Origin of the sequence: Peribacillus phoenicis (assembly GCF_047238085.1) — a bacterium.
Lineage (GTDB): Bacteria > Bacillota > Bacilli > Bacillales > DSM-1321 > Peribacillus.
In genome coordinates this window covers 2,321,470-2,346,916 of the sequence record NZ_JBDFMF010000001.1, presented here as the reverse complement: position 1 = coordinate 2,346,916, position 25,447 = coordinate 2,321,470, and the positions used below count along the sequence as shown (strand labels likewise).

Here is a 25,447-nt window from a genome sequence, read left to right as displayed (position 1 = left end):
TTCTTGCTAAGCTCTGATTTATTACGAAAAGAATTATTTAAACGTTCCATTCAAATGAGCCAAACACCTTTTGGCAGCCAATAGCGGCGCCGTTAGGACAGGGACAGAAGGATTAACCTGCTTTGCAATATGATCCATACTATATTGTGAAAGCAAAATCACTTCTGTCTTTCCATCCAATTGTTTCACCATCTTTTTAACCCGATCGTCATGTTCCTTTTTTTTCCTTGTGATAATAAATGAATGATTCCTGGATCCACCAATGACTCGATCATACAGTCCGGATTCTTATTTAATAAGTAATTTTGAAGGGCGATCGGCGTTTCTTTTACGGTTGAAACCAGGCCGATGCTAGTGTAGCGAAGTGCTTCATCAAGCATGGCCTCATCTGAACGAAATAACTTTACAGGGTATAAAGGTTGTAAAATTGCAGTGATGTCATTAAAAGCAGAGCAAGTAAGTTGGATGCATGAAACATCAGAATCATAGGCTATATTCACTAATGCAGAAAAGCGGCGGATGATTTCCGGAGTTAACTTGCCGCTCTTTTCCATCAAGGCGAGAAGACCCGTGTCCATGAAATGAAGAAGTTCAATGTTCGGTGCAACGGTCTGAAAGGCAACTTCAATTGGTTTTAGTGCAGTTGTGGTTGCATGAATCAGGGCGATTTTCAAATATAATCCTCCTTTTCTTTCATCATTATATCAAGCAGAATCTTAAAATGCCATTATATTACATACGGATAGACCTTTTCCAATTTCTATTAAGAAAGGAAGTGAGAAGCATGGAGAAAGAAGCCCTGGTCGATCTTCGACAGGTAATTCCAGGTGACAGAATGTTTCTTGATTTGGCAGAAAGGTATTGTTATAGCTACGACGCTTCTTTTGGGGAATATTTACCCGAAATCGTCATCCAGCCAAAAAACGCGGAGGAAATCAGTGAAGTGGTTAAATTGGCTAATACTCACAAAATACCTGTTTACCCTAGAGGATCTGGAACTTCGCTAAGCGGCGGCCCTTTACCTGTTAAAGGGGGGATGGTTCTTGATATGACCCTTTTGCGGGATAAATTGATCATTGATCGGGAAAATATGCTTGCCATTGTCTCTCCAGGTGTGATTACGGCAGATATTCATAAAAAGGCTGAAGAAGCCGGCTTATTCTATCCGCCGGATCCAAGCAGCTCCAATGTAGCCACAATAGGCGGGAATCTATTAGAAAACTCCAGCGGGCCAAAGGGATTGAAATACGGAACGACAAAAGAATACGTGATAGGTCTGGAGGTGGTCACCCCGACCGGAGAAATCATTCGTACTGGCGGAAAGACCGTTAAAAATGTAACAGGGTATGATTTGACCCGATTGATCGTGGGATCGGAAGGTACTCTGGGCATCGTTACAGAAGCAATCATCCGCTTGATACCAAAACCTCAATCTAAACAAACATTTGTCGCCCACTTCAATCATTTGATAGACTCTGGCCATGCCATTACCAGCATTTTATCGTCAGGAATTCTACCATCTGCCTTGGAATTGATGGATAATGCGTGCATCCGTGCTGTTGAAAGCTATCGGCCTTCCGGTTTGCCTCTTCAGGCAGAAGCGATTCTGATCATAGAAATAGATGGTCACCCTTTGGCGATTGAGGAAGAAATCAATAAATGCGCTGATATATGCAGGGCGGAGGGTGCTTCCTACGTCAAGATAGCGGAGACAGAGGACGAGCGCCAAACGATTTGGAGTGCGCGTAAATCGGTTTCCCCGGCCATTACACAAATGGGCCCTACAAAAATTTCTGAAGACGCGACCGTTCCGCGCAGTCAAATACCGGCCATGATGGAGAGATTAAACAATATCCGGGAGAAATACGGATTGAACTTGGTTGTATTTGGCCATGCAGGGGATGGCAATTTACATCCGAACATCATTACCGATAAACGAAATATTACAGAAATGAAAAAAGTGGAGCTTGCTGTCAGTGAAATTTTTGAAGCAGCAATCGAATTAGGCGGAACACTTTCGGGGGAACATGGAATCGGTACTTTAAAGTCACCATATATGGAAATGGAATTAGGAATAACAGGGGTGAATATGATGAAAAAAATTAAAGAAGCATGGGATCCCAATAATATCCTGAATCCGGGGAAGATTTTTCCTGATAAAGGACAGACAAGGGTCGTGTTGGTTACATGAATCTACCCGCCAAACCGAACGAGTCAAATGCTGCGGTCCAAAATTTATATTCAGATGCCTATGATTGGACAAACCAATGCGTAAAATGCGGATACTGTTTACCGGCATGCCCTACATATGAATCAATGGGGGTGGAATCCGCCTCTCCACGCGGTCGTATCAATCTAGTGAAAATGGCAGCCGAAGGAAAAATAGATTTCCAAAAAGATTTAGCTGAACCGATCGACCTATGCTTAGGCTGTCGTGCTTGTGAAACAGCATGTCCTGTTGGTGTGCCATACGGACATATACTGGAAGCGGCAAAAGAAGCCATTGAAAACTCCCCGTCAGCAAATCAAAAAAACAAAATGACAAGAATCAAAAAACTGGCATTGGTTCATCTTTTTCCATATCCAAAACGAATGAACAGGATTGGAAGTGCAGTACAGCTCTATCAAAAAACAGGCTTATCCAGGCTTATCCGTTCATCAAATGTACTGCAAAAGGTTTCCCCTGCCCTTGCACATTTAGAACAAGCACTTCCAGCCATCGAGACTTCCTCCAAACGTATCCGGACAGGTACGATTATGCCGGCAAAAGGGGAAACGAAATTAAAGGTGGCATTTTTTGCTGGGTGTATCATGGATTCCATGATGTCACGAATAAACCGTCTTACCATTGAGTTGCTCACCTTAGCGGGTTGTGAGGTCATTCTCCCTGAAAATCAGAATTGCTGCGGTGCCCTGCATTCCCATCAAGGTGAAATAAAACAAGCGAAAGCATTGGCAAAGAGGAATATCCAGGCCTTCATGCAAACAGATGCTGATGTCATTGTAAATAACGCAGGAGGCTGCGGCGCCTCACTTCTTGAATATGGACATCTATTGGCAGATGATCACGAATGGGCTGGCGCGGCAAGGGTCTTTTCGGAAAAATCAAAAGATATCAGTCAAATTCTTCATCAATTGGGGCCGCTTCCTTTTACTGAAGAATGGCAAGGCATCGTATCTTATCAAGATTCATGTCATTTACGCAATGTTCAAAAGGTCCAAAAGGAACCTCTTTTATTATTGCAATCCATACCAGGGGTTACCTATGTGGAAATGGAAGGGTTTGACCGCTGCTGTGCATCTGGAGGTATTTACAATCTTCTCCACTTTGATGAATCCATGAAAATTCTTGATGAGAAAATGAAGAACTTAAAAGAAACGAAAGCAACAACCGTAGTGACGGTTAACCCTGGATGCCAAATGCAAATGAGCATTGGCATCCAAAGGGAGGGAGCGGCAAACCAAATGAAAAGTTTGCACCTTGTTGAAATACTCGCCAAGGCTTGCGGCTTGGATTGACAAAAAGGGATACTTCAAACTTCATAGGACATTACCCGTCAGTATTTCCTGCTCTTATGGCAAAATACTGACGTTTTTGTTTTTAATGATGAAGGCGGAAAAATCTTTGCAGATCAATAATGCAGTGCCATATGTACGAACAAAAGATTGAGTTTATGCCATTATCGGTGCCGGTTCGTAAATAAAAAAAACCGTTCAATTATCTGAACGGATGGAATCAAATTAGATGTGTTAGTAAATGAATTTATATTCCTGTTTTTATCCCAAAACCAATTAAAATTAAGCCAGTTGATTTTTGGAATGCTTTCTGGAATTTGGAGTTGTTCATCCATTTTTTTGCGTAATCAATTAGATAAACAAGAAATAGAAACCACATTACAGCGAGCAAGGTTAAGATGAAGGCTAATATAATCAATTGCTGGTTTACATTTCCGTTCAAATTGATAAATTGCGGCATGATTGTAATATAAACTAAAACGGTCTTTGGATTAAGAATATTATTAAGTAATGCTTGCATAAAGGAATCTTTATTATGCCGGTTTGAATGCTTTGCAGGTGTATTTGCTTGTGCTTGAATTTCTTTTAAAGAAAAAACGCTTTTAGCAAAAAAACTTTTTATCCCTAAATAAATTAAGTAGGCGGCTCCCAAATATTTGATTGCACTGAAAAGAATCACAGACTTCGCAATCACAACAGATAGTCCAAGAATTGCAATAAGCGTCCAAAAAGAAAGTCCCGTTGCCATTCCGAGAACCGTATACCGTCCAGCTTTTGTACCATGGCTAAGCGTGTTTTTCACTAAGAGCATAGTATCTGCTCCTGGTATAATAACCATCATTGCAACAATTGATATGTATGTAAGTAAGCTATCCATACTATTTCTCCCTTCTTTTTAATAGTTGCTACTCAAGTAACTACTTATGTAAGTATATTAGATGAAAATGGAAAACGTCAACAGATTTTGTTAAAATATTAGTTACAAAGGTAGCGACTAAGGTTGTGTTGGAGGGATTATGAAAGAAAACATTTTAGAAACATTAAAAAATCTAAACTTTACCGAATATGAAGCGAAAGCATATCTTACCTTATTGGAAGAATCGCCATTAACAGGCTATGCAGTAGCAAAAAACTCCGGTGTACCACGTTCAAGAATCTATGAAATTCTGGACAGTCTCGCAATAAGAGGAGATATTCTGGTTAGTCCTGGAAACATACCACAATATACGCCTGTACCTGCAAAGGAACTAATAAAAAACCGACGGATAAAAGCAGAAGAGAATTTTGAACGGGCAGAAAAATCATTAGCGGAGTTTGAACGTTCTGCAAATGACCGTGAAAATATCTGGAATATCATGGGACGCAATGAAATACTCGATAAGGTAAAAGCTTGTATATTATCTGCTAAAAAAAGAATACTCTTAGAGATTTGGGAAGACGAATTCGAAGAATTAGAGTATGAACTAAGACAGGCAGCAAATAAAGGGGTCAATGTAACAATTATTGCCTATGGGGAAATCGTATGTGATTTTGCTAATGTTTACCTCCATTATATGGGTTATGCAATTACAGAAGAGTATGGCGGACGATGGCTTGTTATCAGTGGAGATGATTCAGAAGTAGTAGCAGGCATTGTCTCGCTTGGTAAAGATAGCCGTGCAGCATGGACCATGCATGTAGGATTAGTGATGCCCATTACAGAAGTCATGATTCATGATTTGTATCTGATGGAAATCATGGAGAAGCATAGAGAACTATTAGAAGAAAGCTTTGGTGTAAATCTCGCCAATTTACGTAAAAAGTTTTCTATCCATCCAGATTATAAAAAACATTACGTGGACTAGATTTGCTATTATTGTCTGCATACTTCATAGTCAACTATAGGGGCATGAATCCAGGCAGGATTTATGCCTTTTACTGTTGAAGCTACTTTTGGAGCTATAGGTGCAAGTAAGTTTGTAGAGCAAAGCATCGCACCCCCGGCACCCGACTGATTTGAGGATACAACAGATGATTTAGGAATTTAACTATATTAAAATATGGAAAAGGGTATAATAAGGATTGTAATAAACCATTCCTGGTAATGGGATTATTGTAGTAGCGGATTAACATTTTGATATCCGGAATACTAAGACAGAAGGAGAAATGATTCATTTGAATAACAAAGAAACAAAGGGTATCGAGTTACCTGCCAACTATGAGGAATTAAAAAAATCTGCCAATCGCAAATCTAATTGGAGAGAACGTTTAGATGCGATCGAAGAATTAGGCCAGTCAAAAAATAAACAAGTAATCGACATTCTCACACATATCATGAGTAATGATTCTGTATATAAAGTTCAAGAGGCAGCCTACCGTCAATTGAAAAGTTTAGGTGAAGATGTTCAATTGCCAGCAAGGAAAAAAGGAGAGTTGGTCGAAGGTTTGACCAAAATCTTAGTCAGGATCAAGAAGAGTTTACCAGAAAATCACACATATACTGAATTCAAAGAGAAACTCCAGAAGATGAGAATGGATATATATGATACATATGAGGGTGAAAAAGGAGCAGACTTTGATAAATGGCTTGAAAATACGTGGTCAGCTTTATCGAAAAGATAAAAGTGTAAAGGATAATAAGCAATATTTGTTGCAGGAGCAAAGTTTTTGCTCCTTTTTCTTATGTGTAAAACAAAGTTTTAGCTATGGTATGCTAATATATTTAAAAGAGGAAGTATTTGGCTGTTTGCTTTAATTTGAAACAAACTAATATGCAACTCCAAACCACTGTGAAAGCCGATAAATACATACGAATTCAGGGGAGAAAAGATGACAGATTATATTGAACTTTGGAAACAGGCAATGGCGGATCATACAGGGAATATACCTAACAGGCTAAAAGATGATGCTGCAGAAGAAGCTTTTTGGGCTTCCAAGGTTGCAGCGAAAAAGCAACATAAAGCGGACCCTTATGCAAAAATTGTACAGCAGGAGTTATTGGCATTATTAAAACAGGATGATCATGTATTGGAAATCGGCCCTGGATGGGGAAATTATACATTTGATATTGCAAAAGAAGTCAGGAAGCTAACTTGTATAGATAGTTCCAAAAGCATTATCAATTTTTTGGAATCCCAGGCGAACGAAAAAGGTTTCGAAAACATGGAGTTGATTCATGATAAGTGGGAAAGTGAGACCAAAAGAAACAAATTTGACGTAGTATTTGGTTTTAATTGTTATTACCGTATGAAAGAAATCGGTCAAACCTTATTAAAAATGAATGAGTCTGCAGCCCGCTTAGTGATAGTAGGTATGACAACCGGCCCTGAAAAACCTCATTATATGGAATTGCAGCAACAAGGATATACAATCAATTTAAGAAAACGGGATTACATACACATCTTGAATGTTTTGTATCAACTTGGAATACTGGCGGACTGTAAGATCGTTAAATTGAAAAGTAAAAAAATCTATTACACCTTTGAAGAAGTGATCCGAGATAATACAACAAAAATTCTTGATGAACATTTTTCCTACGATGAAGTAAAAACGATCCTAAATAAATATGTGCTGGAAAAAGAGGGAGTTTTCGAATACGAATATCCGTTTCATGCAGCTTTGATGTATTGGAATCCAAGGTTAAATTAACAATTTGAGTACCTTTTTCTCTGAGTTCTTTACCTTCTTTTTTAGGTCCTTCAGGAAAAAGGTATTTTTTCTGTTGGATATTCGCAAAATAATATTAACAAGACTACAAAAAAGATGATAAAACGGAGTGTGAATGATAAATGAAAGAAATATCCGAAAAGAGATTTTGTGAAACTTGTAAAAAAGAGACAGTTCATACAGTAACTGAAGATGCATTGGAAATAGAATATTCATGTAATGAGTGCGGTCAGCACCAAGACATTTTCAAGACATTTTTTTAGAAACACCAAATTTCACTTGAAATGGTCATAAAGTGAGAAGTATCCAATTCATTCGCGAAAACTATCCAATATTTGTGAGTTCCAGGAGCACTAAACTACAAATGTCGTAAGTCTCAGTCTAGTGTTCTAAAAATTTAAAAATACATACTATGGATATACAGAAAAATAGAACTTATTTTCAGTGAATCGTTGTAAATCTTAAAGCTCGAGGACTCATGGTAGAAGGATTACTTTCATCATTCGAAAAAAATGTTTTTACTATGGAAGTATTCCCTTTTATTAAAATGTGCTTGATGTTTTAACAAAGAATCCAGATTTAAATTTTCTATAATTTCTTTCTTACGGCATGCAATATGTGATATATTGCATATTATATATCGGTAATTTAAGGAGGTATAGCCGTTGAAGCATTCAAATTCATCTCAAAAAATAAAACGTACTTCTGTACGTGAAGAAGCATACATGATATTGCGGGATTGGATTGTCCAGGGAAACCTAACGCCAGGCCAGCAATTACGCGATAAAGAATTAGCCGAGCAATTGGGTGTAAGCAGAACCCCAATAAGAGAAGCACTATTAAGGCTTGAGGATGAAGGATTTGTCGAGACCAAGCCAAGCCGTTCAACAATTGTTTCCCCTATACGATTCGATGGTGTATTAGACATATACTCCATTGTTTGGACACTGGAAAAGCTGGCTATGGAACAGGCTTTTGATTTCATTGAAGAAAAACACTTAATAGAAATGGAAGCCATCAATCATGAAGTGAAAAAAGCAATCGACGAAGGAAATCAAATGGTGGCCGTTCAGAAAGATAATGACTTTCATTCCATTTACATCAAGCTTTCTACAAATGATGAAATGAAGCGGATCCTATCGGGACTCAAACAAAAACTTATACGAATGGAACTGTTTTATTTCAATCAGGTAAGTGATGTTCATCTTTCCGTTGATGAGCATGATCAGATCATACACGCATTAAGGAATGGAAATCTCACTATGGTGCTTAAGGTGATAGAAAAGAATTGGAAAGAAAGTTATTTAAGAATTCAAGCCCATACGGAACGTGTAAAAAGCGGGGTAGAAAAAAATGAGTAATGATACTTTAGTTGCTATATCACCTACAAGAAACAAAGGGATTGCACTAGTACTGACTGGTGCTGCGTTATGGGGAGTGTCAGGGACGGCAGCTCAATATCTGTTTCAGCAGCAAGGATTCAGTCCTGAGTGGCTCACTGTTATACGCTTGTTGCTTTCTGGAATCATCTTATTGGGTGTCGCTTATAAGAATGAAAGGCTGAAAGTTTTTGAGATTTGGAAAACCAAAAAAGATGCGCTTCAAATTATCCTTTTTGCCATTCTAGGAATGCTCGCTGTTCAATACACATATTTTGCAGCGATTGAACATGGCAACGCAGCCACTGCCACAGTCCTTCAATACTTGGCACCGGCGCTTATCACTTGTTATTTAGCCATTCGCTCCAAACGTTTTCCAAGCATTACTGTGAGTGTAGCTGTAATCATAGCGATTTTAGGCACTTTTTTGCTTGTGACGGGAGGAAGCATTCGTACACTATCCATTTCCGGCTGGGCAGTATTTTGGGGAGTAACATCAGCCTTTGCATTGGCGTTCTATACATTGCAGCCTTATAAACTCCTTTCTAGATGGGGAGCGATGATTGTTGTGGGTTGGGGCATGTTGATTGGAGGCATATGCTTTAGCGTAATCCATCCTCCATGGGCATTTGAAGGCAATTGGACGTTACCTTCATTTTCAGCGGTTTTATTCATCATCATTTTCGGTACGATCATTGCTTTTTATTTTTATTTGGAAAGTACCAAATTCATCTCGGCTTCTGAGGTAAGTTTATTTGCTTCGGTTGAACCATTATCCGCAACCTTAATATCCGTTTTCTGGCTGAATGTAACATTTGGTTTTGCCGAGTGGCTTGGCACGCTCTGCATTATTAGCACCATTACGATTTTATCGATCGTAAAAAACAAGTAATGTCAGATGCTAATGAAAAAACTAATAATCTACTATGGAGTGGACGAAGCTCGAAAATATACACTTCTTTAAAAAGCAATTACACTTCATGTGAATTGCTTTTTTTGTATTTTACGAGTATTACGCAACATTTGGCTATTCAAAGGCCGTTATTTAGACTGTGCAACTTATCCAGCAGAACCAATCTTCCAAATAACCTATGTATTATAAGTAATAAAAGGAGAAATGGCATAGAAATCGAAATATAGATACGAGTATGGAAAATGAAAATGAGACTTTGGTCGTTAACTGACACTCAGAAGGAGTTTTTATATGTTTACTAGAGAAGCCATTGCATCTTTTAATGAATTGGAATGTTCGTTATATGGTTATATTACCAAAAACGCAGAAAAGGTCTCTTATATGAGGATAAGGGAGCTCGCAGATGAGACACATGTCTCTACTTCCACTATCCTTCGTTTTTGCAGAAAGGTTGATTGCGCTGGTTACTCTGAATTCAAAGTGAAGCTTAAGATGTATATAAGTGAGAAACAGCATGTCAAGCTAAAGAGTACCCAACATTCTTTGTCGGAATTTGTAGAGAGGACACTGAAGGGAAGCTTCGAGTCATATATTCAAGAAACGGCGAGGCTGATTGCCAAAGCGGAGAGTGTCATTTTTCTTGGTATTGGAAGCTCGGGCATTATGGCTGAATATGGGTCACGCTATGTTTCCAGCCTTGGGAAATCTTCCTTATATATTAAGGATCCTTTCTTTCCAATCCATTCAAAGTATTCAAGTAACAGTGTAACGATTGCCTTGAGTGTGTCTGGAGAAACGATAGAGATCATTGACCTTATAAAATGTTTAAAAGAAGAGGGAAGCACCATCGTCAGCATAACCAATAATAAAGTCAGTACGATTGCAAGGATATCAGATTTGAATATATCCTATTTCGTGACAGAGGAATACAGCGGTAAATCGAATATAACCACCCAAATTCCGGTCGTTTATCTGTTAGAGGCGATTGCCAAAGAAATATACAAGATATAGATCACGAGAAACATCCTGTTTCTTTTATGTAACAGATGACAACTGACGTCACAAAAAACAGAAAGGGGGAATGGTATTTACCGCAACATTGAAAGCGGATACAATTTTCTTAGGAAGAGGTGAGATAATGATTCATCAAAAGAGTGAACGCTTCCCAGAAAACTTTTTATGGGGCTCTGCATCGGCAGCATACCAAGTGGAGGGAGCATGGAATGAGGATGGAAAGGGTCTTTCTGTCTGGGATATTTATGCAAAAAAGAATGGTACGACTTATGAAAGTACGAACGGTGATGTGGCGGTTGACCATTATCATCGTTTCAGGGAAGACATTGCCTTGATGGCCGATATGGGATTGAAGGCATACCGCTTTTCTGTTGCCTGGAGCCGGATTTATCCTGAAGGGAAAGGAAAAATCAATGAAGCGGGCCTGAAATTTTACGATGACCTCATTAATGAATTGCTACAACACGGCATTGAGCCCATTTTAACGGTTTACCACTGGGATGTTCCCCAAGCATTAATGGAGGAATATGGTGCCTGGGAATCAAGGGAAATCATTCATGACTTCAACGAATATTGCATCACGCTGTTCAAACGCTTCGGCGGACGGGTTAAGTACTGGGTCACTTTGAATGAGCAAAATGTATTTATCGGATTAGGATACCGTACAGGGCTGCATCCACCGGGTGTGAAAGATGCAAAAAGGATGTATGAAGCCAATCATATTGCAAACTTGGCCAATGCTAAAGCCATCCAATCATTCAGAAGGTTCGTACCTGAAGGCAAAATCGGTCCCAGCTTTGCTTTTGGACCGACATACCCTTTTACTTGTGCCCCGGATAATATCCTTGCTTATGAAAATGCCGAGGACCTCAATAACCATTGGTGGCTGGATGTTTATTGCTGGGGAACCTATCCTATGATAAGCATGAAGTATTTAGAGAGAAATGGTCTGGCTCCGTCCATCATGGATGGGGATATGGAACTTCTGGCCTTTGGAAGGCCTGACTTCATCGGAGTCAATTACTATAGATCGGGAACTGTCGAAATGAACCCGCTTGACGGCATTGAACTGGGGACCATGAATACGACCGGAAAGAAAGGAACATCAGAGGAAAGCGGTGTTCCCGGACTTTTCAAATCAAAGCGAAATCCTCACTTGGATGCAACGAACTGGGATTGGGAAATCGACCCTACAGGCCTTCGTATCGGACTTCGCAGATTGACCAGCAGATATAGGCTCCCTATCCTCATCACTGAAAATGGCTTAGGTGAATATGATACGCTCCTTGAAGGGGATGTGGTGAATGATGAGTACCGCATTGAGTATTTGAAAAGTCATGTAGCAGCCTGCCAGGATGCCATCAGTGACGGTGTGGACCTAATTGGATATTGCACTTGGTCATTCACGGATATACTTAGCTGGCTTAATGGCTACAAGAAGCGCTACGGCTTCGTTTATGTGAACAGAGATGAACATAGTGAAAAGGATTTAAGGCGCATTAAGAAAAAAAGTTTCTATTGGTATAAAGAATTGATAGAAAATAACGGAAATAATTTACAGAATATTCAATCTATTATTCAAAAGGAGGAATAATGAATGAAAAAAATACTATTGGTATGTGCAGCTGGAATGTCCACCAGCTTGCTCGTTAATAAAATGAATGACGCTGCAAAGGATAAGGGCATCGCCATTGATATTGTTGCCTTGCCCATTTCAGAATGCTCAAAAGCCGCTGAGGAAGTGGACGTCGTATTATTGGGTCCTCAGGTCAGATATCAAAAAGCACAGGTGGATGCCATTGTAGACGGAAGGGTGCCAGTAGAGGTTATAGAAATGAGAGCATATGGAACGATGAACGGGAGCGCGATCCTCGATCGGGCATTAGAGCTTATTGGTCAAGATCAATAAAACAAAAAAAAGAATGATTCAGGGGGGTATTTTATGGGATTCATGGCTAGTTTTGAGCGTGGTATGGAAAAAGCCCTTGTTCCTGTCGCGGCTAAACTGAACTCTCAAAGGCATATTGTTGCTATTCGTGACGCTTTTATATTAGCATTTCCAATCACGCTTGCGGGTTCATTGATCGTTTTACTGAATTTTGCTGTACTGGCTCCGGATGGATTCATTGCAAAGATGCTGTTCTTGAATAAGCTATTTCCTAATTTGGCTGATTTCCAGCAGGTATTCGCACCAGTATTGAATGGTTCAACCAGTATTTTATCCATATTCATCGTCTTTCTAATTGCCAGGAATATCGCCTTAGCCATGAAGGCGGATGACCTTCTTTGCGGATTAACTGCCCTTTCCACTTTCTTCATTGTATATCCCGCTTATACGGTGGTTGACGGGACGAATTTCCTTTCCACTCAATGGGTGGGGGCACAGGGTCTCTTCGTAGCCATGATCATCGGCTTGCTCGTGGGCGAGATCTTCAGCCGTTTATCCAAATCGAAACGTCTTCAAATCACGATGCCTGCGTCCGTACCGCCAGCCATCTCGAGAACATTCAAGGTTCTTTTTCCAATCGTCATCATTACAGTTTTATTCTCAGTTGGTAATGCAATCATTCTAGCTATCTACCCAAATGGGATCCATGAATTGATATATGCAGCGATCCAGACCCCATTAAAAAACTTGGGAACCAATATATTCTCGTTAATTATCCTGGCCATAGTATCGAATCTCCTCTGGGTCTTCGGGATTCATGGTCCTAATACAGTTGCCGCAATCAGGGAAGGAATGTTTGCGGAGGCAACGCTTGAAAACCTGAACTATGTCGCTGCACATGGATCTGCCTGGGGAGCTCCCTACCCTGTTACTTGGGCTATCAATGATGCTTTCGCCAATTACGGTGGATCAGGCATGACCCTGGGATTGATCATTGCCATTTTCATCGCATCAAGAAGAAAGGATTATCACGATATCGGAAAGCTTTCCATTGCACCGGGCATCTTCAATATCAATGAACCGATCATCTTTGGATTGCCAGTTGTACTTAATCCAATATTGATCATCCCTTTCATCCTGGTGCCGGCAGTAAACAACTTGATCGGCTATATCGCGATCACAACAGAGCTGATACCGCCGATAGCCTATACTGTGCCGTGGACGACGCCTGGTCCGCTTATTGCATTCTTTGGTACTGGCGGAAACTGGATGGCCTTGGTTATTGGATTCGTCTGTCTGGCTGTTTCAACGCTTGTCTATCTACCGTTCGTGCTAGCTTCCAATAAGGCTGCAGCCATACAGCAACCAACGGATGCCGGCAATAACGATTTACCTGCTTAGAAAGGAGAATGCATGAATACTTATCAAATTCAAATGAATTGCGGACAGATATCATATCTTTGTGATTTCTTCTCGGAATATGAAGATGAACGCATAAAAACAACTCTTCTATCCTCAAATCGGGTTCAGGCAATATTTGAAGCAATGACCGCCCTCAAAGGAGAGGAAGCGGTGAAGCACCTTAAACAGGTCTTTCAGCAATCCAAGTTCGGCCCTGGTCTATATTATACTATCAAAAAAATTTAGTAAGGGGGACAGGATATCATGTCCAACTATCTAGCCTTTGACATAGGGGGAACGGAAATAAAATACGGATTGCTGACAGAATTAGGCGATATTTTGGAAAAAGGAAGATTTCCGACGGTTCGCAACAATGGGGAAGCTATCCTTGAAGCGATCTTAGCTAAAGTTTCCGTTTTTCCCAGTTTACGAGGAATCGCAATTAGCGCTCCCGGCTTTGTCAATGACCAGACAGGTTTTATAGAAATGGGTGGAGCCATCAAGGATTTTGATGGTTTCAACATTAAAACATATATGGAGGAACGGACGAATCTGCCTGTCACGGTGGAAAATGATGTGAATTGTGTCGCTCTAGCCGAGAAATGGAAGGGGAACGCAAAGGACACTGAACACTTTCTCTGCATGACTGTCGGTACAGGGGTTGGCGGAGCGGTTTTCCTTAACAATCAATTATACCGGGGCATTTCCTTTGGGGCCGGTGAATTTGGATTCATGATCACCCATGGTAGCAAAGATGGATCAGCTTTTAAAAATACTTTGAGTTGGAATGGATCTATTTCAGGCATCAGGGAACGGTATGCAAAACATAAAGGAATTTTGGTTGAGGAAGTAACCGGACAGGATGTTTTTCATGCATATGAAACTGGAGACCCTATAGCTCGCGATGAAGTGGAAAGGTTCTATGATAGCCTTGCAATTGGAATCCACAATTTGTATTTCATGTTCAATCCAAGCAAAATCTTGATTGGCGGAGCTGTAAGTGCCAGGCAAGAATTGATACCAAAGCTCAGAAGAAGAGTCGAATCATTAAATGGATATATAAATGGAGATTGTATTGAAGCATGTTTTTTGAACAATGATGCAGGCATGTTCGGTGCCTTGTTTCATCATCTGCAAACATATGTAAACCAAGGAAGAAGGGAATAGTCATGGAAGGATTGGAAGCTGTAGCTTTTGAAATGATCAGCAATGTAGGGACCGCAAAGAGCTTGATCATGGAAGCCTTGTATGAGGCAAGAGAAGGACGATATGAAGCGGCCGAGGAAAAACTGAAGAAATCCCAGATTCATATGGTTGAAGGCCACCATGCCCATTCAGGGCTCATCCAGCAGGAAGCATCAGGACAAAAGGTGGAATTCTCGCTTCTACTTATGCATGCAGAGGATCAAATGATGAGTGCTGAGACGATAAGGGACCTAGTTGCAGAAATGATTAAAATGTATCGGGAAATGAGACAAAAATAAGAATGGAGGGATGTCATTTTGAAGAATGGGATAAAAATCGTGACAATAGGCGGCGGTTCCAGCTATACACCGGAACTGATTGAAGGTTTTATCAAACGGTATGATGAACTTCCTGTAAGTGAAATCTGGCTCGTTGACATAAACAAAGGTAACGAAAAACTGGAGATCGTCGGAAACCTTGCTAGGAGAATGGTTGAAAAGGCAGGTCTGCCAATTGACATTCACCTTACGCTTAACCGACGTGAAGCATTGAAGGATGCAGATTTTGTAACGACCCAATTCCGGGTCGGATTACTTGATGCAAGAGCTAAGGATGAAAGGATTCCATTAAAATATGATGTAATCGGACAGGAGACAAATGGGCCTGGAGGTCTCTTCAAAGGACTTCGGACCATACCCGTGATACTTGAAATCTGCAGGGATATGGAGGAGCTTTGTCCGGATGCCTGGCTTGTGAACTTCACCAACCCAGCTGGAATGGTTACGGAGGCAGTCTTAAGGTATAGCACCATCAAAAAAATTGTTGGTTTATGCAATGTTCCCATCGGGATGAAAATGGGCATAGCAAAAGCTTTGGATGTAGAGCCAGACAGGGTTCAAGTCGATTTTGCAGGATTGAATCATATGGTATTCGGACTGGATGTATATGTGGACGGAAAAAGCATGAAGGATAAAGTAATAAATGCGCTTGGGGATCCAAAAAATGAAATGACGATGAAAAACATTGCGGGCTTTGCCTGGGATCGTGATTTCATCAAAGGAATGGGCATTATTCCTTGCGGATACCATCGTTATTATTACAAGACCGATGAAATGCTTGCCGAAGAAAAGGAATCTTCAGCAACAAATGGGACGCGGGCCGAGGTCGTTCAACAACTGGAAAAGGACCTATTTGAATTGTATAGAGATCCTGAACTGAATGTTAAACCGGCTCAACTAGAAAAGCGCGGTGGAGCGTATTACAGCGAAGCGGCATGCAGTCTCATCAATTCGATTTACAATGATAAGCGGGATATACAGCCAGTCAACACACGCAATAACGGGGCGATAGCGAGTATTCCAAATGAATCAGCCATTGAAATTAACTGTGTGATCACCAAAGAAGGGCCAAGACCAATCGCCATTGGCGACCTGCCTGTAGCAGTCCGGGGATTGGTCCAGCAAATTAAATCTTTCGAAAGGATGGCTGCTGAAGCGGCTGTCACAGGAGATTATCATAAAGCTTTAGTGGCGATGACCATAAATCCTTTAGTACCATCAGACACCATCGCCAAAAAAATACTGGATGAAATGCTCGAAGCGCATAAAGAAGACCTGCCGCAATTTTTTAATGAAGTTAAATCATGATTTAAATCAATGGTTACAGAAGGTGCTTATAGCTTTTGGACCAAAAAAGATCACTCCCTGATAGATTCTGATCAGGGAGTGATCTTTTTTTATTAAGGATTGCTTCTATCTGTACAACAGTCAAAATAAAAATACAAAAAAGCAACTATGAATAAAGTTGCCTTTTCAATATAGTTTATTTTACATTTACAATGGATGAAATGTAATTGAGATTGAGAAGAGTTTACCGTATATCTATATAATGTTGCAGAACCTTTGACGGGAAGAATTTGAGAGGCAAGGGTCGTAAGGATACAATAATGGCAGGGGGCATAGTTGAATTCCGTTGTGCTTGCTTTAAACAGTTGTACATTGCTTTACCGCCAACTGAATTGGCAGAGTGAATAGTAATGCGATTGGCAAATAGTTTTTCTTTGACCATCTTTTGAACAAGCATAAAACCATTCCTGGTTTTATTTAATAAATCATGGTCCAAAGAAAGATGTTCAATATCAAAGTTTTGCAATAGCTCTATACATTCGTCAATAGTCTCGACTAACACATAGCCATCGGGTGCTTTCCGATAGTCATCCAGAAAAACGCTGATTTTCTCCATTTACTACACTCCTTTCCTTATACAAGTGTGACTAAGAAAAGTCTATCAAACCCAAGAAAATATGGTTTGATATTTTAAGTCTAACATAACAATCTAAGAAGGGGGCATATTCGACGTTAAAGACTAATATACGACAGCTTTTTTTAATAAATATTCTATATACTTATCGTTGTGCTACCTCAACTGACGGAACTTTACTAAAAGGAGGAACTGTCACTGAGCCCATTATGAAACTATGTTGCATGGTTTGTAATAAAAAACGTATAGTCCAACTTCTTCTTAATATCCCTTGTGAAATATGGTACAAAACATCCATTTACAAGTTAATGATTGTAATAAATTGGGTAAAAGGTAATATCTTGACTAAAAGGAGAAGTGATATGTTACATCCAGACGAGATTTACCTTGTACTTAGGGAAAAAACGCTGCTGTTGGAGTTAAAGGAACAAATAAATGATTATCATATTTCCTACTTATCAATGATTAATGATCAGCTTACATTGATTAATGATGCTTTAAAAGAATGTAACGTTGATTCCTTCACTATGTCAAAAGGATAAAACCAACATTTACTTGTATAGGGGATCAATTTTTTAACTATAAATAACCAGCTTAGCCCTTTGAGAAAGGCGCTTTTTTAATGGGCAAAGTAGTATCAAACCTATCATTACTTATATATGAGAAAGCGGGAGAACAAACCATATCACCGCAAATCTGTTTAATTGGCATCATAAAGTCTTGGTCGCACTAAGTTAAATCGAAGTGTCAAAAAAGGATTTAACATAATTGAATTAATTCAGGGTTTGCAAATATAAAGATAAAATTCTCAAAAAAAGGGAGTGACAACAAATTTCTGTCAAACTTAGTTGAAAGCAAAAAACAGATTTTTTTCATTTATAGAGGAGAGAACATCGACTTAATAACGCTTGGACCTGTGGTTTTTTAAGTGTAATTTTTAAGAAGAATTATTGGGACTTGAGGTCTCATGCGCTTTTATCGTTGTAACTCTCCACTAACAGGTTTTTATCATTTTGCTTAAACGCCTTTTGAAATATTGAAGGAGGTCATAAGAAATGTACGACATAGAAATTATAAGGAGTGTCTCAAATAGTTTTAACAATAAATTGTCGGATATATGATCCATTTTTACTGCCGATAAAATCAAATCAAAAATATCGATGAAGACTACATGAACAATGTATATACCTAGGGCTCTTCCTCCTACTTTAGTAATGAACAAATCCTTCCCCAATGTTTTATTATTTAATGCAAATAAAAAAAGAAATGCAGTTAAAAAGATAGTAGAAATAAAATATTCTCCATGGCTTCCTGATAATACCTTATCTAATAAGTATCCTTCTACCACTTGGAAAGTAAAGAAGATAAAAATTAATAATAGGTAGGTTTTGGCTGTTATTGCTCTTGACTTTTTAAAGAATTTATCATCCGCTAAGAAGAATCCCAAAGTTGTATAAAAAAGACCAATAAATAAAGCATCCCGTGTACTTTGAGGAAAATCATAGAACACAGAATACGATTGTCCGAAAAGACCTATCAAGTTTAATATTAGGCTGATGGTTAAAAGAAGCCTTACTTTTTTTAATTTAAAAAAAACGAAAAGAATGATAACACTCCAAATTAATGCGGTTAAAAACCACAATTGGTATCCGCTAGTCCCAGTTCCGTAATATATAAGGTCAAGAAAGGAAAAATGATTAATGTATTGCGCTAATTCCTTTACTGCATCGGTAGCAACTTTATAAAGAATAAGAACATCATACATCATATAAAAGAAGAGCCAGCATAAATACAGTTTTAAGATTTTTATAATATACCTTTTAAAATAATCAATGGAATCCCTTGTATGTATCATCTTTTTACCGAACAAATAACCAGAGGCAGTAAAGAAGAATGGCACCGCAAACCTTGAGATGTTATCGAGAATAAATAGACCAATTTGGCTATCCTTTGGGAATACATGAATGACTACAACAGAAAAAATTGCAAAAAATTTAATAAAGTCAATCGCGCTATTTCTTTCCATTTGTTCACCCTTTTCATAACACTTTTACTATCATTGGTTATTCCTTATATTATGTACACCAAAGCAATATTTTTATTTATTTTTCTTTTTTTGAATCCAATTACGAGATACTGTAAGAAACTTAAAGGAGGGGGAGTGGTGCATCACCTCGCGGATAGTCATAATGTATGCCAATGTTCGAATTAACTTGGCTCTTACAGAAGAAAATCCTGTAATCTTGCCTATTGACTATAGGAAATGTGGGAACTACCTGATTACAAATTGCAAATTGATATCTCATTATTGGTAAGAAGTCCAAAGAGTATAGTAAGGTGCTAAACGCATTATTTTTTCAGCGTCGTATACATTTTCTACCTGGGTTATTACAACCAAGACATTTATTATGAAAACTATGTTTTATTTAATAACAAATCAATTATGGTTAATTAACCTTTCCTTGATCTCATTGTTTCTTAATACAGATTACGGGTATAAGAGAGGATAGAAAAAAGTAGATGGGGAGTAGATTTGGATGAAAGTAATTTTTATTCTAGCTATAATTGTAATTGCATATATGGTATATAAAGTGGTTGTTAAACGAAGGTAGATTTAACGACTAAAAACAGCTCTTAGAAGAGGATTATATATTTATGCACTGTGGAATTCTTTAGATTTTTTTATTCTTTTGGGTAATTTACTTTAAGAGTGGCCTGCCACTTTTAACATTTGTGAAATGTTTGACAAGAAGAAGAATCGTTTATTCCTTTTAGTACACAGCCATATTAGTTAAATCCTAAATTTAATAAATCGGAGGTATGAATGTGTTAAACAAATTTAAAAAATTAATAAGTGATCCAAAAGTACAAAAAACAGTAAAAGAAAAGGTAATCCCTTTGGTAAAAAAAGAAATTGAAAAAAGGAAAACAAATAAAACATAGTCCTAAATACGAGTCAATGCTCCTAATAGGACATAAGGGGTGAAGCTTTATTTGTATTTGACTGTCTCAAAAATTTATATAACTAATGGGTGCTTTACTTCAAAAAGAAGTAAGGCTTTTTTACTTTAACTACAGGGGCATGTTAATTGAACGATAGGTAGGAATTAAGGTGATCGAATGAAAATACTTGTCCTTGTTGGAGTTAAAAACAGATAAGGAACCAACTGAAACATATGATATTTGCAAATTTTTAATAGTAAGGTAGCAAAAGTATACCTTAAATGATGCAGAGAAAATCGGTGAGCGGGGTAGATCAGCTGGTTCTAAAATCTCTTTAAATATTTTGTGCAGTCCACAAGGATTTAATGGCATATTTTTTCTGATTATAAAAGGTTCACTATAATGTTTTTGCTGATCCAAAAGTGTTTCTTTATAGTCTTGAAATCGGTAAGGCAATGAGATGAAGGGGGAGGTGGCGTTCTTTTCTCTTTTTCCTCGATCTAAAATCGTTTGATTTGCTAAATTAACTTTCCCCATCATTAATTCACTAGTTATTGGCTTCGGATCATATTTAGGTATTAATTTGTAAGCTCCTGTAAGGTCACCAAATTAGAGAACTCTCCTTATTAAATTAAAATTTAAGTACCATCTTTTTTTGTCGATGCTTACTGCATACTTTTTATCCTCGAATTTTTCAAAAGATGATCTATGATGATGAATTACAAAATAATTTCACCTATCAAGTAATATAGCTAGAAATTCTTTTGTTTCCGTAAGCACCTTCATTAATAATTATACTCTTCACTTATTCTATGAAGATCAATATTTTCCGGTGAAGTTTTGATGAAAGTTATCATGCATCTTCTTTTCTGTTTATTTCTAAATTTCTGTGGTTTTTCCATTAAAGCGACCAATTTCATTTTTCTAGTGGAAAATTCCGCTGATTGAACTTGGATAAAATACGCGAATGAACAGTCAATTAAACGAATCTGCTATATATTATAATAGTAAGTTTTGAGAAAGGGTGAACAGAATCGATGATACATCCAGATACCGAGATTCGGTTTGTCAATGAAAAGATTGGTGTGGGGGTCTTTGCCACAAAAATGATTCCCAAAGGAACGATTATCTGGGCATTGGATGATTTGGACATCATCCTAGAGGAAGATGAGATTGAATCGCTTGATCTAGTGCGAAAGGAAATCGTCTATAAATATGCCTACCTCAACGATGACGACCGCTATGTGCTGTGCTGGGATCATGCCAGATACATGAATCACAGCTTCAGTCCAAATGTGGTTTCGACGGTCTATGAAATTGAGTTGGCGTCGAGGGATATCCTCCCCGGAGAGCAAATCACATGCGACTATGCTACGCTCGGGTTAGACGAACCGTTTGAGTGTGAACCGGAGGAAGGGACGTCTAGCACCGTAGTGATGCCGGATGATTATCTGCATCGCTACAAGGAATGGGATGAGTTGGCTCGGGAGGCATTTAAACGATTGAATCAAGTAGACCAGCCTCTGCGTCATCTGATTCTTCCGGAATACGTCGACAGGGTAAACGCGATTGCAGAGGGTCGTGCCGTGCCGGATTCCTTTCTTACGCTCTATGAAGAGGAGTAAAGGCAACAAACATCTATCAGGACAGACGGATCTGTTGGTTGTTCTCAGTTCATTCAACCAGCTTTTTATCGATCCAGCAAGCAAGATGGAACATGAATCATCACCGTGAGGGTTTAAAACACAGAAAAAACCGCCCCTCTGAACATTATATCTTTTTCCTAGATTGGAATGTGTTATCCAGCGAGGAGTTATAGGTTAAAAGGGCAACACACATACCACCGTTCTGAAATTTCAGAACGGTGGTATGTGTGTTTACAGTTAAATTTATACGATTGATGTATATAAACTCGATTTTGTATATCAAAACAGTTAGAGAGTGAATGTGATGAGGATGTCCTTAATGTATTGAACTTTTTGTGTCTGTGTACAAAAGTGTAGAAGGTCATAAAAGCAAGAACATTTAAGGTATCTATAATTGCTTATTAATCAACTATTTCACAAATTAATGTACTCACTTTTGTGTCTAATCAGTAGGAACCAAAAGTGAGTACATTCTTTATATGGAAGGCAAAAGTGTGATCATTTTAAGCAGTGTAGAATGAAGCAATTCTTTATCATTTAACAGCATATTTCTACAAATTACCGAGATTTCGACAAAGGTTTCTGTAAAGTAATGTAGAATATCTGACTTTTAAAACAACGCTTCAGAAACTACGTTTAAGGAGGGGGGGTAATATCATGTATTTACCCATTCCAACAAGAGAAGCAGTAAGTTTGGAAATAACTATTGGGAAGCATATAGCCCAAAAGTTAAAAGAAATGTTCGTTTATTTAGTGATTTGGAATATGATTTTTGGGTACTGATTGAAACAAACCCACAAATAAGTACTTTTTGCGAAAGACCACTTGAGATTGAACAATTTTACAATAGAGACGATAGGATTCATAAAAAAACACCATCCTTTCTCGTAAACTTCTTACGATAAGCATAGCGTTTTTTCATTTTTGAAGGTATTGTTTAAACTTAGCTTGATGGGCATGTGGCGGTACCCCAAACATGAATAAATTAATGTCGGAAAAGAAAGTAGTTCAGCATAATGTTAAGCTACTACAACAATATGATCATATTATTGTACCTCCTGTAAAACCACATCTTTTGAAATTGCAACTATGTCATTGAGGCCTAACTACGTGTTACCTAATCCGCAAAATATATTAAATATCATTTCTAAACAATTAGAAGAAAGAAATACACTTTTGAATGTTTGTGAAAAAGTTGAAGTTCAATAAAAACTCACAAAAATGTGAGTTTTTTTCTTTTCTTTATTTTTTATTTATATTTGTCTTTTATATTAAACCATAAGGAGGGATTGAATATGAAAAAAGAAATTGTTTTAGAAGCAAATAACATCACAAAAGCAGTGAGTGGAAAGAATATTGTAAGCCAATTCTCAACTAAGGTGTATAAAGGAGATATATGCGGCTTCTTGGGACCCAATGGAGCAGGAAAAACAACTGTTATGCGAATGTTTACAGGACTTATTCGTCCTACTGAAGGCTCAATAATGGTAGGGGGTAAAGATGTAAATAAAGATAGACAACAGGCTTTAAGAAATGTAGGAGCGATTATAGAATCCCCTATCTTTTTCCCTTACATGTCAGGAAGAAAGATGTTACAAAATCTAGCGAGACTATATCCTGACCTATCGAGAAAAGAACAGTTAGAACAGGTGGAGGCAGCATTATCCATTGTAAGACTAACAGAGGATGCGGATGTAAAAATCAAGAATTATTCATTAGGTATGCGACAAAGGCTGGGAATTGCTCAAGCCCTCTTAGGAGAACCGGATGTCATTTTATTAGATGAGCCAGCAAACGGTCTGGATCCTATGGGAATGAGAGAATTAAGGGAATTAATTCTTGAACTTCGAGAAAAGAAAAACCTAACATTTTTCATCTCTAGTCATTTACTTGACGAAATTCAACAAATGTGTGATCGTCTTGTCATTATTCGTAACGGTAAACTTGTTACACAAGGAAGCAAAGAGGAGTTAATTAAAGATCCAAGTAAGAGACTAGAAGATATATTTGTGGAGATGATGACATCATGAAAGGACTTTTCACTTCAGAGTTAGAACGATTATGGTCCCAAAAGATATCATGGATCATACTATTTTTTATACCCTTGATGTCGATAGGTTCAGTTAAATATTACTTGAGTTGGAATGAACGAGTTTCACCAGGGCAACCAGATTATGTAACTTCCTTAAACTTTCCTATAATCAGCATTTCTGAACATCTCGTTGTTTCTTTTAATATCATAGCTATAATACTAATTTCTACGGTTATAGCTAATGAGATAGAAAATGGGCAGTTAAGAATGATCCTCATTCGTCCTTTTTCTACAACTCAACTTTTTTTAGCAAAATTAGCTACTATTTTAACAACCATGTTCTTGTATTTAACTCTATTTTGGATTTTAAATACTGTTGCTGGTTATATCTTTTTTCCCAAGGTTGATACCTTAATAACATTTTTAGATGAGCAGAAATTATCTTTGACAGCAGCTTTATTATATAACGTTAAATACTTCTTTGCTTGTTTTGTGACAATGATTAGCGTTGTGTCAGTCTTTACATTATTGGGATCAATAAGCAGAAGTACAATGATTACACTTGGGGCAGGGGTTGGCTTTATTTTCTTATCAATCGCCATTCCTCAGCTCTTAGAATTCTCGACGCAAACGATTATCGGGCACAGCACAGTGATTCACCTTATGTACATGTCTATTGTGAAAATTCAGCACACGGGAATAGCATTTTTACTTTCATCAACTAACAATCTAAATTCCTATATCATTTTAGTTCAAACGGTATACATTGCTCTATTTGGTTTAATTGCTTATTGGACATTTGTGAAAAGAGATTATTTTATTTGAATTAGGGAGGGTTTTAATTGAAAGCATTATTTATAAGCGAATGGGAGAGACTTTGGATTCAAAAAAAAAGTAAGTGGATGATTGGAATCTTTACTGTAATTGTACTTCTTCAAGCATGGTTTTTAAGATACTATGGAGTTGGAATTTATAATAACGATCAGCAAGTACCTCTAAATACTTGGAATTTTCCATGGTTTTTATTAAAAGAATCTTCATTCTTACTTACATTGATTTTTATGCCTGTTTTTTTTCTAAATAGCCTTAATGTAGAATATAATTCAGGGGCATATCGTCTTTTTTTAATTAGACCTTTTAAAAGAAAATCATTTCTAATTTCAAAATGGTTCTCTCTTGCCTTAATGGTACTAGTACATTTATTAATTATTCTAGGGGTTGGTATAGCGTTTGGTTTTATCTTCTTAAAACCAGATAATGATTTTACTTTTTATGGTCAACAGAAGAATGCTATAGAAGCTATATTATATACAGTACAAGTGTATGGTCTCTTTTTCATCATTCAAATGTGCTGTTTAGCTCTTGCTAGTTTAATTAGTGTAATTATTTCAAATGCGGTTATTAGCTTTTTCTTATTAATTGGGTTATATGTAGGTTGTTTGTATGTTTCTAGCCAACTTTCATTTTTCTTATTATCAGTTCAAAGTATCTTTCATACTCTGAGTACCACTAGCAATTCTTTATATATTTTTGCACTCATTATTATGTTAGTTGGTTTTGGTGCTTGTGTATGGATCTGGAGTAAAAAAGAATTTACTTCTTAAATAAAGATAGGAGGAAGAATTA

26 protein-coding genes are annotated in these 25,447 nt (G+C 37.8%); 21 read left to right on the top strand and 5 right to left on the bottom strand.

Translation table 11 applies throughout. The annotated features are described in order from the left end of the window. Positions 1-33 precede the first annotated feature (33 nt). Both ABC374_RS11540 and ABC374_RS11535 read right to left on the bottom strand, forming a co-directional pair. Positions 34-180 (bottom strand): hypothetical protein, encoded by a 147-nt coding sequence (locus ABC374_RS11540; RefSeq protein ID WP_413017833.1) that lies wholly within the window; start codon positions 178-180, stop codon positions 34-36. Between the two features lie 5 nt (positions 181-185). Next, complete coding sequence (locus ABC374_RS11535) at positions 186-674, bottom strand: hypothetical protein (RefSeq protein WP_413017831.1); 489 nt, start codon at positions 672-674, stop codon at positions 186-188. A 110-nt stretch (positions 675-784) separates the two neighbouring features. Here ABC374_RS11535 and ABC374_RS11530 point away from each other — a divergent pair, with 110 nt between their 5' ends. Next, on the top strand, positions 785-2,191 hold the full coding sequence (locus ABC374_RS11530; RefSeq protein WP_413017829.1) for an FAD-binding oxidoreductase: 1,407 nt from the start codon (positions 785-787) through the stop codon (positions 2,189-2,191). Continuing rightward, complete coding sequence (locus ABC374_RS11525) at positions 2,188-3,519, top strand: (Fe-S)-binding protein (protein ID WP_413017827.1); 1,332 nt, start codon at positions 2,188-2,190, stop codon at positions 3,517-3,519. The genes ABC374_RS11530 and ABC374_RS11525 overlap by 4 nt, the downstream gene beginning before the upstream one ends. A gap of 244 nt (positions 3,520-3,763) precedes the next feature. On the opposite strand, the gene ABC374_RS11520 is transcribed toward ABC374_RS11525, so the two are convergent. Then, positions 3,764-4,393: a homoserine/threonine efflux transporter gene (locus ABC374_RS11520; protein WP_413017825.1), complete on the bottom strand. Its 630-nt coding sequence runs from the start codon at positions 4,391-4,393 to the stop codon at positions 3,764-3,766. A 139-nt stretch (positions 4,394-4,532) separates the two neighbouring features. On the opposite strand from ABC374_RS11520, the gene ABC374_RS11515 reads away from it, so the two are divergent. From ABC374_RS11515 to ABC374_RS11455, 13 genes are all read left to right on the top strand, one after another. Beyond that, positions 4,533-5,360 (top strand): TrmB family transcriptional regulator, encoded by an 828-nt coding sequence (locus ABC374_RS11515; protein WP_413017823.1) that lies wholly within the window; start codon positions 4,533-4,535, stop codon positions 5,358-5,360. A gap of 301 nt (positions 5,361-5,661) precedes the next feature. After that, complete coding sequence (locus ABC374_RS11510) at positions 5,662-6,117, top strand: HEAT repeat domain-containing protein (protein WP_413017821.1); 456 nt, start codon at positions 5,662-5,664, stop codon at positions 6,115-6,117. 207 nt (positions 6,118-6,324) lie between these two features. Further along, on the top strand, positions 6,325-7,143 hold the full coding sequence (locus tag ABC374_RS11505; RefSeq protein WP_413017819.1) for a methyltransferase domain-containing protein: 819 nt from the start codon (positions 6,325-6,327) through the stop codon (positions 7,141-7,143). A gap of 683 nt (positions 7,144-7,826) precedes the next feature. After that, complete coding sequence (locus ABC374_RS11500; RefSeq protein WP_413017817.1) at positions 7,827-8,522, top strand: GntR family transcriptional regulator; 696 nt, start codon at positions 7,827-7,829, stop codon at positions 8,520-8,522. Continuing rightward, entirely contained in the window at positions 8,515-9,432 is a 918-nt protein-coding gene (locus ABC374_RS11495) for a DMT family transporter (protein WP_413017815.1), read from the top strand. The genes ABC374_RS11500 and ABC374_RS11495 overlap by 8 nt, the downstream gene beginning before the upstream one ends. A 312-nt stretch (positions 9,433-9,744) precedes the next feature. Beyond that, positions 9,745-10,464 carry a MurR/RpiR family transcriptional regulator gene (locus ABC374_RS11490; RefSeq protein WP_350302711.1) on the top strand — a complete coding sequence of 240 codons (720 nt, stop codon included), beginning with the start codon at positions 9,745-9,747 and terminating at the stop codon, positions 10,462-10,464. Between the two features lie 127 nt (positions 10,465-10,591). Beyond that, the gene (locus ABC374_RS11485; protein WP_413017813.1) at positions 10,592-12,061 is read left to right on the top strand and encodes a glycoside hydrolase family 1 protein; all 1,470 of its coding nucleotides are present in this window, start codon (positions 10,592-10,594) and stop codon (positions 12,059-12,061) included. Positions 12,062-12,064: 3 nt separating this feature from the next. Beyond that, positions 12,065-12,376, top strand: a complete 312-nt coding sequence (locus tag ABC374_RS11480; protein WP_350302709.1) for a PTS sugar transporter subunit IIB — start codon at positions 12,065-12,067, stop codon at positions 12,374-12,376. A 33-nt stretch (positions 12,377-12,409) separates the two neighbouring features. Further along, positions 12,410-13,756: a PTS sugar transporter subunit IIC gene (locus tag ABC374_RS11475; protein ID WP_413017811.1), complete on the top strand. Its 1,347-nt coding sequence runs from the start codon at positions 12,410-12,412 to the stop codon at positions 13,754-13,756. Positions 13,757-13,768: 12 nt separating this feature from the next. Further along, positions 13,769-14,002, top strand: coding sequence for a hypothetical protein (locus ABC374_RS11470; RefSeq protein ID WP_350302707.1), 234 nt, complete (start codon positions 13,769-13,771; stop codon positions 14,000-14,002). 18 nt (positions 14,003-14,020) lie between these two features. Then, positions 14,021-14,923: an ROK family protein gene (locus ABC374_RS11465; protein WP_413017809.1), complete on the top strand. Its 903-nt coding sequence runs from the start codon at positions 14,021-14,023 to the stop codon at positions 14,921-14,923. 2 nt (positions 14,924-14,925) lie between these two features. After that, the gene (locus tag ABC374_RS11460; protein ID WP_350302705.1) at positions 14,926-15,240 is read left to right on the top strand and encodes a PTS sugar transporter subunit IIA; all 315 of its coding nucleotides are present in this window, start codon (positions 14,926-14,928) and stop codon (positions 15,238-15,240) included. An 18-nt stretch (positions 15,241-15,258) separates the two neighbouring features. Next, on the top strand, positions 15,259-16,587 hold the full coding sequence (locus tag ABC374_RS11455; protein ID WP_413017806.1) for a 6-phospho-beta-glucosidase: 1,329 nt from the start codon (positions 15,259-15,261) through the stop codon (positions 16,585-16,587). Between the two features lie 223 nt (positions 16,588-16,810). Here the strand turns inward: ABC374_RS11455 and ABC374_RS11450 are convergent, their stop codons facing one another. Then, positions 16,811-17,182 carry a cyclic-phosphate processing receiver domain-containing protein gene (locus ABC374_RS11450; RefSeq protein WP_413017804.1) on the bottom strand — a complete coding sequence of 124 codons (372 nt, stop codon included), beginning with the start codon at positions 17,180-17,182 and terminating at the stop codon, positions 16,811-16,813. Between the two features lie 380 nt (positions 17,183-17,562). On the opposite strand from ABC374_RS11450, the gene ABC374_RS11445 reads away from it, so the two are divergent. After that, a complete protein-coding gene (locus ABC374_RS11445) occupies positions 17,563-17,742 on the top strand; it encodes a hypothetical protein (RefSeq protein WP_350302703.1) in 180 nt (59 codons plus the stop codon). Between the two features lie 452 nt (positions 17,743-18,194). Here ABC374_RS11445 and ABC374_RS11440 read toward each other — a convergent pair whose 3' ends face one another. Further along, positions 18,195-19,226, bottom strand: coding sequence for an acyltransferase (locus tag ABC374_RS11440; protein WP_413017802.1), 1,032 nt, complete (start codon positions 19,224-19,226; stop codon positions 18,195-18,197). A 1,954-nt stretch (positions 19,227-21,180) separates the two neighbouring features. Between ABC374_RS11440 and ABC374_RS11435 the strand changes: the two genes are divergently transcribed. From ABC374_RS11435 to ABC374_RS11415, 5 genes are all read left to right on the top strand, one after another. After that, positions 21,181-21,768: an SET domain-containing protein gene (locus ABC374_RS11435; protein WP_413017800.1), complete on the top strand. Its 588-nt coding sequence runs from the start codon at positions 21,181-21,183 to the stop codon at positions 21,766-21,768. Positions 21,769-22,446: 678 nt separating this feature from the next. After that, positions 22,447-22,572 carry a hypothetical protein gene (locus tag ABC374_RS11430; RefSeq protein WP_413017798.1) on the top strand — a complete coding sequence of 42 codons (126 nt, stop codon included), beginning with the start codon at positions 22,447-22,449 and terminating at the stop codon, positions 22,570-22,572. Positions 22,573-23,084: 512 nt separating this feature from the next. Beyond that, the gene (locus tag ABC374_RS11425; protein WP_043981771.1) at positions 23,085-23,819 is read left to right on the top strand and encodes an ABC transporter ATP-binding protein; all 735 of its coding nucleotides are present in this window, start codon (positions 23,085-23,087) and stop codon (positions 23,817-23,819) included. Then, on the top strand, positions 23,816-24,646 hold the full coding sequence (locus tag ABC374_RS11420; protein WP_413017796.1) for an ABC transporter permease: 831 nt from the start codon (positions 23,816-23,818) through the stop codon (positions 24,644-24,646). The genes ABC374_RS11425 and ABC374_RS11420 overlap by 4 nt, the downstream gene beginning before the upstream one ends. A 17-nt stretch (positions 24,647-24,663) precedes the next feature. After that, a complete protein-coding gene (locus ABC374_RS11415; RefSeq protein ID WP_413017794.1) occupies positions 24,664-25,425 on the top strand; it encodes an ABC transporter permease in 762 nt (253 codons plus the stop codon). The last annotated feature ends 22 nt before the right edge of the window (positions 25,426-25,447 follow it).